Annotated in this window: 18 protein-coding genes and 1 tRNA gene; 5 read left to right on the top strand and 14 right to left on the bottom strand. The window is 47.7% G+C overall.

Features of this window, described 5'->3' with window-relative positions; all coding sequences use genetic code 11:
- The first annotated feature begins 220 nt into the window (after window positions 1-220).
- The 4 genes from PHW04_05310 to PHW04_05325 all read left to right on the top strand — a co-directional run bounded on the left by PHW04_05310 (window position 221) and on the right by PHW04_05325 (window position 2,099).
- Window positions 221-904, top strand: a complete 684-nt coding sequence (locus PHW04_05310; protein ID MDD2715295.1) for a S24 family peptidase — start codon at window positions 221-223, stop codon at window positions 902-904.
- A gap of 114 nt (window positions 905-1,018) precedes the next feature.
- A complete protein-coding gene (locus tag PHW04_05315; GenBank protein MDD2715296.1) occupies window positions 1,019-1,252 on the top strand; it encodes a hypothetical protein in 234 nt (77 codons plus the stop codon).
- Window positions 1,249-1,524, top strand: coding sequence for a type II toxin-antitoxin system RelE/ParE family toxin (locus PHW04_05320; protein MDD2715297.1), 276 nt, complete (start codon window positions 1,249-1,251; stop codon window positions 1,522-1,524). The genes PHW04_05315 and PHW04_05320 overlap by 4 nt, the downstream gene beginning before the upstream one ends.
- 56 nt (window positions 1,525-1,580) lie before the next feature.
- Complete coding sequence (locus PHW04_05325) at window positions 1,581-2,099, top strand: methylated-DNA--[protein]-cysteine S-methyltransferase (protein MDD2715298.1); 519 nt, start codon at window positions 1,581-1,583, stop codon at window positions 2,097-2,099.
- Window positions 2,100-2,268: 169 nt separating this feature from the next.
- Here PHW04_05325 and PHW04_05330 read toward each other — a convergent pair whose 3' ends face one another.
- The 14 genes from PHW04_05330 to PHW04_05395 form a co-directional block, all read right to left on the bottom strand.
- Window positions 2,269-3,567 (bottom strand): radical SAM protein, encoded by a 1,299-nt coding sequence (locus tag PHW04_05330; GenBank protein ID MDD2715299.1) that lies wholly within the window; start codon window positions 3,565-3,567, stop codon window positions 2,269-2,271.
- A gap of 41 nt (window positions 3,568-3,608) precedes the next feature.
- Entirely contained in the window at window positions 3,609-4,001 is a 393-nt protein-coding gene (locus PHW04_05335) for an STAS domain-containing protein (GenBank protein ID MDD2715300.1), read from the bottom strand.
- 42 nt (window positions 4,002-4,043) lie between these two features.
- A tRNA-Ala gene (locus PHW04_05340) sits at window positions 4,044-4,119 on the bottom strand.
- A gap of 2 nt (window positions 4,120-4,121) precedes the next feature.
- Entirely contained in the window at window positions 4,122-5,168 is a 1,047-nt protein-coding gene (locus PHW04_05345; GenBank protein MDD2715301.1) for a hypothetical protein, read from the bottom strand.
- Between the two features lie 11 nt (window positions 5,169-5,179).
- Window positions 5,180-5,362: a hypothetical protein gene (locus PHW04_05350; protein ID MDD2715302.1), complete on the bottom strand. Its 183-nt coding sequence runs from the start codon at window positions 5,360-5,362 to the stop codon at window positions 5,180-5,182.
- A complete protein-coding gene (locus PHW04_05355; GenBank protein ID MDD2715303.1) occupies window positions 5,355-5,975 on the bottom strand; it encodes a V-type ATP synthase subunit D in 621 nt (206 codons plus the stop codon). The genes PHW04_05350 and PHW04_05355 overlap by 8 nt, the downstream gene beginning before the upstream one ends.
- Window positions 5,968-7,338 carry a V-type ATP synthase subunit B gene (locus PHW04_05360; GenBank protein MDD2715304.1) on the bottom strand — a complete coding sequence of 457 codons (1,371 nt, stop codon included), beginning with the start codon at window positions 7,336-7,338 and terminating at the stop codon, window positions 5,968-5,970. Before PHW04_05360 ends, PHW04_05355 begins: the two co-directional genes overlap by 8 nt.
- A gap of 151 nt (window positions 7,339-7,489) precedes the next feature.
- Complete coding sequence (locus tag PHW04_05365) at window positions 7,490-9,262, bottom strand: V-type ATP synthase subunit A (protein MDD2715305.1); 1,773 nt, start codon at window positions 9,260-9,262, stop codon at window positions 7,490-7,492.
- A complete protein-coding gene (locus tag PHW04_05370; GenBank protein ID MDD2715306.1) occupies window positions 9,255-9,872 on the bottom strand; it encodes a V-type ATP synthase subunit E family protein in 618 nt (205 codons plus the stop codon). Before PHW04_05370 ends, PHW04_05365 begins: the two co-directional genes overlap by 8 nt.
- Complete coding sequence (locus PHW04_05375) at window positions 9,872-10,171, bottom strand: V-type ATP synthase subunit F (protein MDD2715307.1); 300 nt, start codon at window positions 10,169-10,171, stop codon at window positions 9,872-9,874. The genes PHW04_05370 and PHW04_05375 overlap by 1 nt, the downstream gene beginning before the upstream one ends.
- Window positions 10,171-10,491 carry an ATP synthase subunit C gene (locus PHW04_05380; GenBank protein MDD2715308.1) on the bottom strand — a complete coding sequence of 107 codons (321 nt, stop codon included), beginning with the start codon at window positions 10,489-10,491 and terminating at the stop codon, window positions 10,171-10,173. The genes PHW04_05375 and PHW04_05380 overlap by 1 nt, the downstream gene beginning before the upstream one ends.
- Complete coding sequence (locus PHW04_05385; protein ID MDD2715309.1) at window positions 10,488-12,431, bottom strand: V-type ATPase 116kDa subunit family protein; 1,944 nt, start codon at window positions 12,429-12,431, stop codon at window positions 10,488-10,490. The genes PHW04_05380 and PHW04_05385 overlap by 4 nt, the downstream gene beginning before the upstream one ends.
- The gene (locus tag PHW04_05390; protein MDD2715310.1) at window positions 12,418-13,395 is read right to left on the bottom strand and encodes a V-type ATPase subunit; all 978 of its coding nucleotides are present in this window, start codon (window positions 13,393-13,395) and stop codon (window positions 12,418-12,420) included. The genes PHW04_05385 and PHW04_05390 overlap by 14 nt, the downstream gene beginning before the upstream one ends.
- Window positions 13,392-13,688, bottom strand: coding sequence for a hypothetical protein (locus PHW04_05395; GenBank protein MDD2715311.1), 297 nt, complete (start codon window positions 13,686-13,688; stop codon window positions 13,392-13,394). The genes PHW04_05390 and PHW04_05395 overlap by 4 nt, the downstream gene beginning before the upstream one ends.
- 147 nt (window positions 13,689-13,835) lie before the next feature.
- Between PHW04_05395 and PHW04_05400 the strand changes: the two genes are divergently transcribed.
- Entirely contained in the window at window positions 13,836-14,798 is a 963-nt protein-coding gene (locus tag PHW04_05400) for a pilus assembly PilX N-terminal domain-containing protein (GenBank protein MDD2715312.1), read from the top strand.
- The last annotated feature ends 253 nt before the right edge of the window (window positions 14,799-15,051 follow it).

Genomic DNA, 15,051 nt, shown 5'->3' on the forward strand with positions numbered 1-15,051 from the left:
CCGATAATCTACCTTCAGGAGGTCACTAGCCCTATTCCTTAATTTTTTTTATTTTTTCTGATTCCCCCTGGAATGAGATGGAGGTTTAGCTAAAATTTTAGTTGAATTGATTGAAAACGAACTGAACTGATTGCAACACCTCCCACTTGAGCAGATTGTACTTAATTAATAAGTGTAAGTCAATAGAATTACACGGAATATACGGGTAATAAATTTCAATATGAAAAAAGACTCGAATCTGAAGCCTTTCTATGGCCGCAGGTCACTGGTCGCAACAGCGGTCAACCGTCGTTTCAGCCGCAGGTTGCTGGAGCTGATGAAGGAAAAAGGGTTGAATCAGTCAAAACTCGCCCTGATCCTCTGCACTAAACAGCAGAACATCTCCCGCTGGATCGCAGGCGAGACTCTTCCGCGGATGCGCATGGCCGAGAAAATAGCCGGGGTTTTCAATGTTTCTGTGGAAGACCTGATCGGCAACCCGCTCACAATTGAGGCAGACTTTGAAATCGCGGTGCTGCCTGTGCTCGGAAAAATACCGGCAGGCGTGCCCTTGGAGTCTGCGACCGACATCGTGGGAGAAGTTGAAGTGCCCAAGGCAATGCTGCAAAGATACGGCGATGTCTTTGCCTTGATGGTGCTGGGCGAGAGCATGACAGGAGCCGGAATCATGCCCGGCGACGTGGTGATAGTGGCGAAAAACGTGGAGATCAGGAACGGGGATGTCGCTGCAGTGAAGCTCAACGATTACGACACTACTTTGAAACGGATAATATACGATGAAGACCACGTGATCCTGCAGGCCGAGAACCCGAAATTCAAACCCATCATTCTTTCAAAAGACAAGCTGTCCGAAAAAGGCTTTGAAATCCTGGGCAGGGTCGTGAAGCTCGTGCGGGATTTTTAAAGTCCATTCTGCCATGGCAAAGGTCGTCTAAAGGTCAACTAAAATCCCCCTTGCATCTAATTTCCTTCTGCAGTAAAATGTAGTTGAAGTAAATACACAGATGCGAGGTGTTGCATGCCGAGAGTTTATACTGTCCGCCTTCCTGATTTGTTGGGTCAAAAGATTCGCATCCGGGCTGATCTGGAGCATCGCACCATTTCCGAGCAGATCAAAAAATATCTTTATGACGCGCTGCTTTGCGAAGAAAATCCCGACCTTCCACTTTCCTTTATTAAGGAAACCATCGAATCCCGGGAAGAAGTAAAGGCAGGCATCGGCCGGGAATATGAGTTCGGCGTGATCAAATGAAAGTCCTAGTTTCCAATGCATTTTTTCGGTTCAAGAAAAAAGCGCCTAAAAATTTGCAACTGGAGATTGATGAACAAGTAAAAAAGATCATGCAAAACCCGGAAATCGGGGATCTGAAAAAAGGCGAGCTAAAAGGAATCAGAGTGCATAAGTTTACTTATAAAACCCAGCTTTACCTGCTTTCATACGAGATAATCAAGGATAATTTAAATCTTTATATGATCGGAACACATGAAAATTTCTATAAGCGTTTGAAAAATCTGTTTTACTGATCATAGCATTCTCTTTAGAACTTGAAGATTTTCAAGACTCGATTTAACATATTTACATGAACAAAAAACTTACAGTTTATTACTCGATTTTCCAAAGCCGGATCGGCAGTATTTTCATTGCCGCAACAGACAAGGGACTCTGCCGTCTGTACTTTCCTTCCTCTCCGGAACTTCTGCGCGAAGTGAGAACTGACTTCAATTGCGAACTGGTTCCGGATGAAAAAAGGCTGGCACCTGTCAAAGAGCAGATTCTGAAGTATCTGTCAGGAAAACTTCGCACTTTTGACTGCAGAATCGATTTCATCACAGGCACTGACTTCCAGAAAAAAGTCTGGCAGGCTCTGCTCGAAATCCCTTACGGCGAAACCCGCACTTACCGCTGGGTGGCGGAACGGATCGGCTGCCCCAAAGGCTTCAGAGCAGTAGGCGGAGCCAACAACCGCAATCCGATCTCCCTGATCGTACCATGCCATAGGGTGATTGGAGCCGACGGCTCCATGACTGGCTATGCGGGACCGTCAGAAGCGAACTGCAGACTTAAGCGGGAACTGCTGGAAATGGAAGGCGCTCTTTAAGAGCAGAGGACATGCTTCTGCGGAGGCGTTCAAAGGCGTCCCGAAGCCTTTGGCTTCAGGATAAGAGGCTCTAACAGCAGTAGCTGAAGAGCCTCTAAATTGCTGCTGCAGGGTGATAGATCGGAGCAGGAACTAGTTCTTGGTTCCCTTGATATTGGAAGCAAAATAACTATTTACGAATGATCAGCGGCAGGAAATTGTCCCTGAAATTACGCCAGAGAAAAGAGAATTTCTTTTTACGGAGCATTCTGAACAGATATCCGGGATGTAAATAATATCTCAGTGTCAACTTACGGCAGATCCGGTGATTTTCCAACAGGCCTCCCTTCCCTATCCCAGACAATATCCTGGGATAATCGACCCAGGGTTTGAATGAAACATAGGCGGGGCTGAGACGACGGGCAAGACGATAAGTCCGCCTGTGATCAGCTGCTGATTCTCCCGGCAGGCCGATGATGAAGAATAGAATCGTATCTATCCCAGATTCCTCGCATTTTCTCAAGATATGATTCAGCTTTCCGGAGTTCTTCTTCCCAATCCGTTCCAGAGTCACGGGATTCGCGCTCTCCACCCCGAATTCCAGCAGCCTGCAGCCGGCCCAGGACATGAGTTGCAGAAGTTTGTCGTCCAGATGGTCCGCCCTGGTCTGGCAGGCCCAGGAAAATTTGAGTTTATGCTTGATAATTACTGAACAGAACCGTTCCACCCGGTTGCGATTTGCACAGAAGTCCAGGTCGATGAAGAAAATCGATTCAATTCCCATCCGGATCAGGTGTTCGATTTCTGGAATCAGTTTTTCCAGCGGTTTTTCAATCAGATTCGCAGGGTACATTTCCTTGAAGCAGAATGGGCAGGTGTATGAACAACCGCGGCTTCCCTCAACCAGTGAAAATTTACCGCTCAGGAACGAATAGCTGTATTTCCCCATGTCTGCCAGCTCATAGGCAGGCAGGGGCAGCTCTGGAAAAATCGATTCGCTTCGTTTTTCGGTATAAATCAATTCGTCCCCATGTCTATACAAGATTCCCGGCACTTTTCTGAAGTCACGGGTTTCAGCCTTTTCAACGAGATCCAGGATTGCCGCTTCAGGCTCTCCTCTGACTGCAATGATTTTTTCTGAGATGAGGTATTTCGAGGGATTTGCAGGAGCGTGGGGTCCGGTAAGGATCAAAAGGCATTCTTTTCCGCAGAGAATCCGCAGAAGCCGCACCAGGCAGTCTGCCTCCACTGCAGGACACTGCCAGCGGTCGACTGACGCTGAACTGACAATGAAAATGTCGGCTGTGAGCTTATCCCAGACTGAAGACCCGGGGCTGATTCCGTCGCTATTGGCGTCGATCAGCAGAAGCTCATGGCCGAGCGGTTTTAGAAGCGCTGCCATATTGAGCAGCGAAAGGGGCTGGAAAACACGATTGGGGCTGTTGAAGGTCGTGTAATCAAACAGCGGATTGATCAGGGTGATTTTCATGATTCAGTGGCTAAAGAAGCAGACTGGAAATTGATCAGAAGTCATTTCCCGAAATAGATCAGGGCTTGATTTATATCCTCCAGCACGGGCAGGATCTTGGTGAGGAAGGTGATCTTCAGGATGTTCTGGATCTTTTCCGAGGGGTTAATCATCACCAGTCCGCCTCCTTTTTCACGGGAGAGCTTGTAATACTGGGTGATGACGCCGATGCCTCGGCTGTTGATATAAGTTGCTTCGCTCAGGTCGAGGATGATTTTATAGATTCTATGCTGAAGCAGTTTCTCCAAATATTCCTGCAGCAATACGCTGCTGTCGACATCGATATCTCCGCTGACCTTGACGAGTTCAATGCCTTTCTCCTGCAATCTGTTCTCAACAACTTTACTGCTTGTTTCCAGCGGGTTGCTGACTAGTTTGAAATCTGTTGGAATCAATGTAACACCCCAAAATCGAATATCTTGATTTTCATCAATTTCTGGTGGAGGATAGGGGAGTTGAACCCCTGACCTCTTGACTGCCAGTCAAGCGCTCTCCCAACTGAGCTAATCCCCCGTTCAGGTAAGCAGCGTGGCCATTTCGGCCGTCAATTGCTGCATGGCATTAAATATATACCAAATACGCTCAAGAGAAATCAAATTCTCCGCTTCCTCGCTTCTACCAGGTACCAGGACCTTGAAGCGATTGTTGGAATAATATTTTTTGGCAAGGTACGGAATCAGGTCGCAGTTGAACCCGAGCCTGAACATCACACGTCCGAACATGCCGAATTCAAAATACTTCCACTTGATGTCTTCCTTGATGTTGAGCTGGAAATGATAAAATTCAGCGAGCCTTTTGAGCATCTGCACGACCTTTTCCGTAAGCAGTGGAAATTCCGCCAGTTTCTCTTCCATCTCTGAAAAGAGCGGGAGCAGGCCGCGCTGTTCGAACAGTTCGTACTCCAGCTGTTTTTCGATCACCAGGGCCAGCAGTTTGAAATATTCGTCCGACTCCAGCGCGTTGATCTCCTCAGGATAACCCTCTTTTCTGAAAAAGACCCTGCCTTTCCAGGATGAAGCCGAGACCGAGACCTGATAAGGCAGGAAGCCGTTATTGATCAGGGTGGTGTTGCAGAATACACAGCAGTCCAGGACTTTGGCCCAGCCCAGTATCTCCTGGTCCCTGCTGCAGACAAGCACTTCGTCTCCAGGCTTCAGGTCGGAAAGCAGACGCAGGGTAACTTTGAAGCCAAGCACCTCCTTGACCACGAACTCTTCCCAATTCACCTTGTCTACTTTAATCAGGTAGAAATTGCGGTTTTCTTTGAGCTGCTTGATCAGAGGGGCAAACTTTTCGATCCGTGCCAGTGTATTGAAAGCACCTTTGGTGAAGATCAGCTTCTGCTGATGGAGGTATTCAAGAAAATCCAGAAATTTACGGTCCTCTCCCTTGCCGAGCTTGGTTTTCTTCTCAGTATAATATGACAATCGCTTCAAAGCGCTGTCAGGAAAAAATTCCGGGTTGGTAAAGAGAATTCCGAGATAATCGGTCAGCCGTTCCGAAGAAAATTTCAGCTTCTTCTTCTTCTCCCCGGAAGAAAATTCCAGATTTACTTCTCGCATCGCCGGAGTTTTCATTTGGAATGGGGAACTTCTAATGCCCCGACATCTACAATCTCAATCGCCTTATTCTGGATATCCCTCCGGAAATTCACGACTTCCTCTTCCATGTTGGCCATTACTTCAGCAGAGACATTTTCCAGGTCGATCTTCAACTTGGTGAACGAACGCTTTATCAGATTGTCTATCCTATTCATTTCTTCTCCTTTTTAACACTTTGCGCATGAAGAAGTCTTCGCGGTCGATTTCTTCCAGGACTTCCTCGATGAATTTCAAGGTTTCCTCGTATTGGGGCAGGATAATATATTCAAGGGCATTCACTCTTTTCATGACTTTTTTCAGTTCGAATCCCAGTCTCCACAGCCTGGTCTCCACTTCGATCAGCTCGAACAGCAGCTTCATGAATTTCTGCATTTCAATCAGGAAAAGGTCCAGATGGGAGGAGTTGCCTATCAGCGAATGGGCGGTGGATAGGTTACTCGTACTGAAATTGATGGTGGGGAAGATCACTCCAATGAAGGATTTTTCCAGCACTGTGAGCTGATATTGCTTATGCCTTGCAACATTAGCCGAGCAGAGAGCCCGCTCTCCATTGAAAATCTGGGCTTTATAATAAAACCTGAAGATTTCCGGCAGAGTCCTGTTCAGTTCTTCCCTTTTTTTCTGGGCTGCTTCAACGATCTTCATTATCTCAGCGATCAGCACCCTCTTTTTTTCATCCAGCAGTTTATGCCCCTGCTGAACAAAACGATACTCGATCTTGAGTTTGATCAGGTTGCCTTTAGTGGGGGTAACTGGAAGTTTAGACATTTCTGTAATATTTCCCTATTTCTTCTTCAGTCACTCTGGTCAGTACCTGTTCAGGAAGAGACTTGAGCATTTTCCAGCCCAGGTTCAGTGTTTCCTCGATGCTGCGGTTCTCGTCAAATTTCTGGCAAACGAACTCGCGCTCGAATTTCTTGCCGAAATTGAGGTAAGCGCGCTCCACTTCGTTCAGCTCCTCTTCGCCGATCACCGAAGCCAGGGATTCCACATCCTTGACCTTGGCATAGCAGGCATAGAGCTGGTTGGCGAGGTGGGGATGATCGGCGCGGGTGAAGCCTTCACCGATGCCGTCTTTCATAAGTCTGGAGAGGGACGGCAGCACATTGATCGGCGGATAGAAACCCCTCATATGCATTTCGCGTGAAACTACGACCTGTCCTTCAGTGATGTAGCCTGTCAGATCCGGTATCGGATGGGTGATGTCGTCATTGGGCATCGAAAGGATCGGAAGCTGAGTGAGTGAACCTTTCCTGCCGTGGATTCTTCCTGCACGTTCGTAGATCGAAGAAAGATCGCTGTAAAGATACCCGGGGTAACCCTTGCGGCTCGGGATTTCTCCTTTGGAGCTCGCCACTTCCCTCAAGGCTTCGCAATAATTTGTGATATCCGTAATCACCACCAGCACGTCCATTCCGAGTTCAAACGCCATGTATTCTCCTGCAGTCAGAGCCATTCTGGGAGTAACGATGCGTTCAACCACAGGGTCCGAAGCATAGTTCAGAAACATGACGACTTTTTTCAAAGCTCCGGTCTGTTCGAAATTCTGGCGGAAAAAAGATCCGACATCGTGCGAAATGCCAACTGCAGCGAAGATGATGGCGAAGTTGTCAGGGTTGGCTTCTCCTGCTTGATTCACGATCTGGGCGGCGATCAGGTTATGAGGCAGTCCGGCTCCTGAAAAGATCGGCAATTTCTGTCCCTTGATCAGCGTGTTCATGGCATCGATGGCAGTGACACCAGTCGGGATGAATTCCTTGGGATAGGCTCTGGCCATGGGATTGATCGGATAGCCGTTGATGTTGAGATACTGGTCGACAGCGGGTTCAGGCAGGTTATCGATGGGGTGGCCGACTCCATCGAAGATCCGCCCCATGATTTCAGGTGAAACGCCGAACATCAGCGGTTTCCCAGTGAAAGTGACGCTTGTGGAATCCAATTTCAGGCCTGAAAGGTTCTTGAAGCTCTCGATGATGGCGATATCATAACTGACATCGAGCACCCGTCCATATGCTTCGAAATTCTCGGCCTTCACGCGCACAAGCTCACCGTAACTGACTTTGCCTGGATTCTCGATGGCGAGAAGCGGTCCGCCCAACTTATTGATTTTCTGGAACTTGATGTTTTCCATAGAGCCTCTTTCAAAATGTTGTTTGCGCTATACCTTGAGTAGACATTTTGTTAGAGGCTCTTGGAGCACTAACAAAACTCTTGAATTGGATTAGCTTGCAATGATCATTATCACGTTGAAAATCGAGTTTTGCAAGTGTCTCCATGCTGTCTTACCCCTGGTAAACTTTGATCAGATCGTGAATTTCCTGCACGGCCTCTGCGATCACGTCTTCTATCTTCTCTACCTCATCGTTGCCGATGGTGTGCTTGATTCTCTGGATCTTGATGGCTGAAGGGAGCTCCACCAGCTTCTTCACCGGTATTTTGTATTTCAAGGCTTTTTCCGCCTCATCATAGAAACTGCGGATGGCCTTCATCATCAGGAACTGCCTGCGCATCGAAGCGTACATGTCTATATGTTCATAAGCGTTCTGCTGCAGATAGCCTTCTCGCAGGAATCTGGCGGTTTCCAGGATCAGCTTCTGATCCTCTGGAAGTGAGGATGCTCCCACAATTTTAACTACTTTTTCCAGCTTGCTTTCTTCCTGCAGAATGTTCATGCAGAAGCTTCTGAGCTTTGGAAAATCCGGTGAGACTTTCTCTACAAACCAGTGGTCGAGTTCGGCCAGGTATTCCGAATAGCTGGTAATCCAGTTGATGGCCGGGTAATGCCTTGCGCTCGCTAAAGCTCTGTCCAGGGCCCAGAAACAGCGGGTGAATCGCAGGCTGTTCTGGGTGACAGGTTCTGAAAAGTCGCCTCCTGCCGGAGAAACTGCTCCGATGATGCTGACTGAAGCCTCCTTATTGTTAAGTGTGACTGTAAAACCGGCCCGTTCGTAAAAATCCGCAAGCCGCGAAGGCAGATAAGACGGGAAGCCACCTTCAGCCGGCATTTCTTCCAGTCGTCCGGAAATCTCGCGCAGGGCTTCGGCCCATCTGGAAGTGGAATCCGCCATGATCGCGACATGATAACCCATGTCCCGGTAATATTCGGCGATCGTGATGCCGGTGTAGATCGAGGCTTCGCGCGCTGCCACAGGCATGTTCGATGTGTTGGCGATAATGATGGTCCGTTCGATCAGAGGAATACCGCTCTTAACGTCCATCAGCTTAGGAAAATCCACCAGCACTTCCGTAATTTCATTCCCACGCTCACCACATCCGATGTAAACTATGATATCTGCGTCTGCCCATTTGGCAAGCGCATGCTGCGTCATGGTCTTGCCTGTCCCGAATCCGCCCGGGATAACTGCGCAGCCGCCCTTGGAAATCGGAAAAAATGTGTCGATGATCCGCTCGCCGGTAATCAACGGCACTGTGGAAAGGTGCTTCTCCCTGACGGGCCTGGGAAGTTTTACCGGCCATCTGTGATAAAAAGGAAGTTTTTTCTCTTCCCCATCTGCAGTCTTGATCACGATCATTTCCTGATCAACTGAATATTCTCCATCTGGAGCCACTTTTACGATAATCCCGGATATATCCGGCGGTACCAGAGGGAAATGTTTGATCAGCCTGGTTTCCTGGATTTCACCTACCACTGATCCGGCTTCGATCCTGTCTCCGGCTTTGACTTGAGGTTTGAACATCCACTTTTTCTTCCGGTTGAGCGTATCGGCAACTATCCCTCGAGTGATGTAATCTCCGCTGAGTTTTTTTAGGTCTTCCAGCGGGCGGCCCACTCCATCGAAGATGTTCCCCATCATGCCCGGGCCAAGCTCCAGCGAAAGAGGACAGCCAGTTCCGTAAACATTACCGCCGGGTATCAATCCAACAGTGTCTTCATAGACCTGGATTGTAGCCTTCTGATTGTCGATTTCGATGGCTTCTCCCAGAAGTTTCTCCTCTCCCACCATCACGAGTTCCATCAGTTTCAGATCCTTGACTTCCTGCAGTTTCACCACAGGCCCGTTTACCCGATAAATTTTTCCGACAATTCTATTCATATTTCTTTCTCAGGTAATTCTCCATGATTGACTTGATCGTTTCCTTCCTGGAAATGATGATCGCTTCCAGGCTGGAATCAACAACCTTCCTGCGTTCGGAATCGTAAAGCCTGACTCCGAATCCGAAAGGCTCCTCCTCGATGCTTACCTCAATGTCTTTCTGACGCTCAAGGATCCATCCCCTGAGGCGTTCCTTGAGATCCTTGTCCTGTTGATCGAGGGTCACAATGATTTTCTTCTCTCCCAAGATGGCCAGTGAACGATCCAATATTCTGCAGAGCAGCTTGAAATAGATCTCACGATTCTTATGGATCATGGCACATCGTTCGAGAAACTTCGCCCTCACTTCCTTGGTGACTGCCAGTCTGTAAAAAAGTTGGGCCTTCCTTACTTCATATTCAGCGGCCGAGACAAGCTTGCGCGAATCCCGTTTGAATGACAGGTAAGCTTCAAGACGGCGCTGCCTGTGCTGCTTCAGCATCAGTTCAAGGGTTTGCTGTACGAGCAGTTCGGCTTCAGTTTCTGCGCTTACAACCACGTCTTCCGCGCGGTCTTCGGCTTTTTCCATGATTTCCTTGGTAAGATAAGCTATTTTTTCCGATGTCTTCATTACAAATTGACTCCCAGAAAACGCATGATCTGTTTTGCAACTCCACTATCCTCAGCAGGATTCTCCGGATCAGGAAAAGTGAAGATGATTTTTTCGCCACGCAGGTTGATACTGGCTACTTCGTCGGAAAATTCGCCGGCGAATTTCCTCGGCAGAATAATCACCCCTGTGTTAGGATTCTTCAATTCAGTGAGCAGCAGTTCCCTGGCTTTTTCGCTGTTTTCGACAACCACGCCGGGAAACCCGACTGAGCCGAAAAACATCACCAGGGAAAGATCACCGATCACTTTAGCCTGCATCAGATTCTGCCCAGAATCATGATAGCCGTGATCAGGCCGTAAATTGCGATACCTTCAGCGAGTCCCACGATGATCAGAAGCTTACCGATCAGTTCCGGTTTTTCCGCCAAAGCACCGACTGCAGCAGATCCGGTCAGACCGACTGCGATACCCGCACCGAGCGAACCCAGACCCACCACGACCGCCGCACCCCAGAAAGCCGCACTCTGGGCACCATCGGTTGTAATCTTGGTGGAGGTTTCAGCAGCAGCCAGCATATACGGGGATGCCAGCAACGTCAGCACCGCGAGCAGAAGCATGACAGAGATTCCTTTACTCATTCGACCCCCTTGTGAATTGTGAGCGGGGAGAATTTTTCCCCACCGCCATGATAGAATTTTGAGAAAAACTCATAATATTCAAGCCTCAAGGCCTGGATACCTACGATCACTCCTTCCATCACCAGCACCAGCAGATTGCCGATCACGATGGTCGGATATTCAGCATGATATGAGGAAACCATGCGGGAAATCTGGAAAACGGCCAGCATCAATGCCATGTGCGCCAATGCGAAGGCCGCCACCCTGATATAGGAAATGGTATTGCTGGCGAGGCCGAGCAATACTTCATAGAATTCCATGAAACTTTCGAAAAGGTGTCCGGGAGCCAGTTTATGCCTGTCCATTTTCCCCAAAAAAACGGAGAAAATGAAATCACGGAACAGAAAAATCACTGAAGCGATCGCCACGAGCGTGCCGCTCAGATAAATCAGTGACTTGCTGGAATTAAGCACAGAAAAAGCCAGCATCAGGGATGACAGGTAGAAAGTGAAAGTCACAAGTCCGAACTTTTCAAAAAACACGCCGTATAATTCATTTCGCTGTAAGTTGTTCAGAATGGTGAGAATCATTCCGAGGGAAAGCTGGAACGCGCCGAGCAGTATCGCTACAATAAAAAAGGTCTGCTGATGTCCGGCGTTTTCCATCGGAGAGAACTGAACTGAAGGAAACAAGTAATACATTTTCTCAAAGCCGAAAAAGCTTCCATAGAAAAGACCGAAAATCATCGCAAAAAAACCGCAGCTCTGGATCACATTCCCGATCGATCTGGGTATGCCCAGGTAACTGGAAAAGGTCCTGAGAAGAAATCCGCAGAGTGCAAGCACCGCACCCTGACCTGCATCTCCGAACATCATCCCGAACATCAAAGGGTAGGTGAGGGCGATCAGAGGAGTGGGGTCGATTTCTGATGCAGCAGGATGTCCGAAAGTATCTGTGATCAGTTCGAATGGTTTGACTGGAGCAGGATTGTTCAAAAGCACCGGAACATCTTCATGTACCTCGGTTTTTTCCCGGGTGATGATCAGGGGATGCGGAAATTCCTGCTCTGCTTTCTCGCAGAATTCATGCATTCTTGAAGCCGGGATATAACCAAATACGGCTACTGTTTCATCTGTATAACCGAATTTCTTTCTGGACTCGAGGAACAATCTGTTCAGGAACACGACTGACTTGGAATCGATTAGTTCTTCCATGCTCCCGTTACGGATCATTTCCATCTGCTCGTAAAGATCCTCTATGTGATTTTCGTTTTCTGCGATCAGAGCTTCAAGCTTTTTAATCATCTCAGCGGGTGTTCCGGCATATTCCAGAGGGAACTCGGCTTCCATGAAAAACAGATTTTTCAGACTGTTATCAATTTTCTGGGCATGGTTTTGCGTACTGATCAATACGACCGCAGTACTGTCCCCAAGCTGTGCAAGCTTAATCGCGATCAGCTCTGGAATGTTCAGAAGGCTGTCCAGGTTTTCAGCTGTAGAGAGCGGAAGTTTTCCAACCTTGAAGTAAAGGTAATTCAGGCTGTGCCATTTTTTGATATCCAGACTGAGGCTGGAAATTCCAGAAAGTTTGCGGATGTCTTCCCTGAGAGTTCCATTATAATTTTCCAGGTCTCCAATCTCCCGCAGCAGCTTGTCAATTTCTTCACCAAGATGCATGATGCGTCCAGCCAGATTGTTCCGCACATGATCAAAATTTAATCGTTCAGCCACTCTTCCCCGTTCATGGGAAAGGGAAAATATCTTAAGAATATCAATCAGCTTGTCGTCGGCCTGCTTGATCTTATCTTCATAAGGATGGTAGTGCCCGGTCTTGAGCCCAATTCCCTCGTGGACCTGAAACAAATGAACGGCAGCACGATCTCCAAGAAATTCAAACAATTCCTCTTCCCATCTGTGAAGCGTGATCAGCGACACTTTCTGCAGCTTCTCAGGCAGAAACATTGAACAACCCCTCAATCAATTCGTTGTGATTGAAAAACTTGGCTTCCACCATCTTCCCGACCAGTTCGAACTCCACTTCGGCCATCCAGATGGAAGCGAACACGAGCCCAATGTTGAAAGTGTTCCCCATCAGGAACAGAGTCGTAATTTTTTCTTTTTCAAACGAGATCAGTCTTTCCATTTCCGGAACATTCGGAGCCTGGCTCAGGAAGGAATATTTAGTATGCTCAAGTACAGATATTGCTTGCTGAAGGTTGTCCTTCCTGATCAGAGCTTCAAGGTCCCTCCTTGGAATATTCACCGGCGGGAACATGTATCCCAGGCAATCTTCCTCGGAATGTCCATAATAATATTTCAATCTCAGGAGATTGATAATATTGGAAACATCAATCTGAAAACCAAGAAACAGATTCAGGGATCTCCGGTCCTCTCCGGAGAAGTCTTTGAGCAGCTGGGCAAGGTAACGGAAATAATCCAGATCAAGCGCTTTTTCAAGTTCGGCGATGCTGTATGATTCGATCTTCTTCAGCAATGAGCAGAAAGTCGGCATGTGCTTTAAATATGGGTAAGCTGAAAGGTTCTCAGGTCCTCCCCCGGCAAGCTCCAGAACCTCCTGGTCAGCGATGTAGCTCAGGGCTTCCTCGTGGGATTTCCAGATCCTGATTACAGTTTTCAAATCCTCGATCCCATATCTGAACAGGTAGGCTTCACCAACATCTCTTGCATATCCGGGACTGTAACTGATCACCTTGTGGCAGTCATCCACAAGGATTCTGGCTAAAATGCGTCTGGTCATGGATAAATCAATCCTGGCATCGGACGCTGCATCGCGGAATCGGGACAAAATTTCAGGGATCGAGGATCCCAGGCTGCGCTTCAGGTCTTCGCGGGAGAGGTAGCGATCGCGCCTGGCGCGAACTCTTGCATTGAGATAAGAATAATAAAAAGGAGAAAGCCCTTTCAAACAAAAACCTCTTTTTCCAGCAGATCCAGCAGTTCTTCAAGTTCGGCATCGGTCAGTTTGAATTTCGCACCGCTTTTTTTCCTGATCTCAGAAACCTGCCGGCTGGCCCGGTGTTCCATCAGATCTTTGAGATCCCTGATTTCACGGTCCGTCTCGGTGTTGATCTTCTTTTCCATCTCAGCGATACGCAGGCGGGTGTAATCCAAGAGATAATCCACATTTCCCTTGGCAGCCTGAGAAAGCTGCCGCGCACGCTCTTCCACTTCCAACATCAGAGCAATCGCTTTCTGCATTCAGAACCTCAGATTTTATTAACTTTTCAACAATGATAAACGGTTTATTCTAAAAAGGTCAAGCATTATCACACTTGAATCTATCCTGTTTCAAGGTGGTAAATATTCACCGTAAACCTGTTGCACATTTTATGTTATAATAATCGGATGGACAAGAAAGGCAACACGCTCCTTGTCGTTTTTATCATTATTTCGGTGCTGACTTTCCTCGGTATCAGTTTCAACTCGCTTGTTTCCACAGACGTCGGTATCAGCGAAAACAAGGGGGATTATCTCAAGGCAGAGTATCTGGCCCAGAGTGGGATCGAGGTTGCCCTTCAGAGAATCATCGATTTCCCGGATGTTACCAGCAATTACCTTTCATTCCTCAGAGGATGCACGATCGAATCGAGTTCCAATTACAACACTTTCTCCTATGATCCCCGCAACGCCATAGGAGGATATTATCCACTGACATCTCCCACTGACCTTTTCAAATTCGCAGCCGGAGACACGGAGCAGAGACTTACCGTCAACCTCCACCAGATCGTATCTCTGAATTACATCACATCTTATCAGAATCCCAAGACCCTCGGATCAAATTTCAGAATTCAGACCAGGGAACACGATTACGATTCCTGGACGACCTGGTGCTCAATCGATAATCCCCAGGGGAGCATCCTGGTCGCAGAGAACAAGGCGAAAGTGAAAGTAGGTTTCATTGAAGTTTTCTATGGTCAGCAGGTTCAAGGAGCAGGGCCGACGGAAGTCATCGAACTGTTCGGATATGACTACACACACGTTCCCGATAAAACCGACTCCAATTTTTCACTCTATCTGGAAGGATTCACTGATCCGGATCAGGCTTCCAACAAAACATTCATCAAGTATCAGATCCAGGGGAACAGGATCCTCTGCACTGCAAGACTGATGCAGAAGTCTTTCCGCTGGGTGACAAAGAGCATCGCAAGCCTGGAGATCTATTTTGTGATGCAGAATCAGGAACTTACAGTCGTCAGCAAGAATTTTACAACCGAATACCTCCCTATCAAAAGTTCCCTAACTGATCTTCACTGGATCGATTATGAAGTGGAAAAGTCCGACTACCTCAATTGGCAGACTGCGGATTAGATAAAGGCAGACACATGGGTCTGCCCCTATCTATCTAATTATTCTCCCCCAACGGTCGATAGGTATTAAAAAGCCGCACCGGAGTTTACGGACGATTTGTTTTTGCATAGTAGAGACACGCCATGGCGTGTCTCTACAAAGGAAAAATAATGATCATCAATCTTAACAAACTGCTGAAAATCGAAGAAAAATACCTGTTTTTCGATCTTGGCAGTTATTCGACCAAATTATGCACATATTCCGTCGAAGAAGC

It is taken from the genome of Candidatus Wallbacteria bacterium (assembly GCA_028687545.1).
In the GTDB taxonomy this organism is placed as follows: Bacteria; Muiribacteriota; JAQTZZ01; order JAQTZZ01; family JAQTZZ01; genus JAQTZZ01.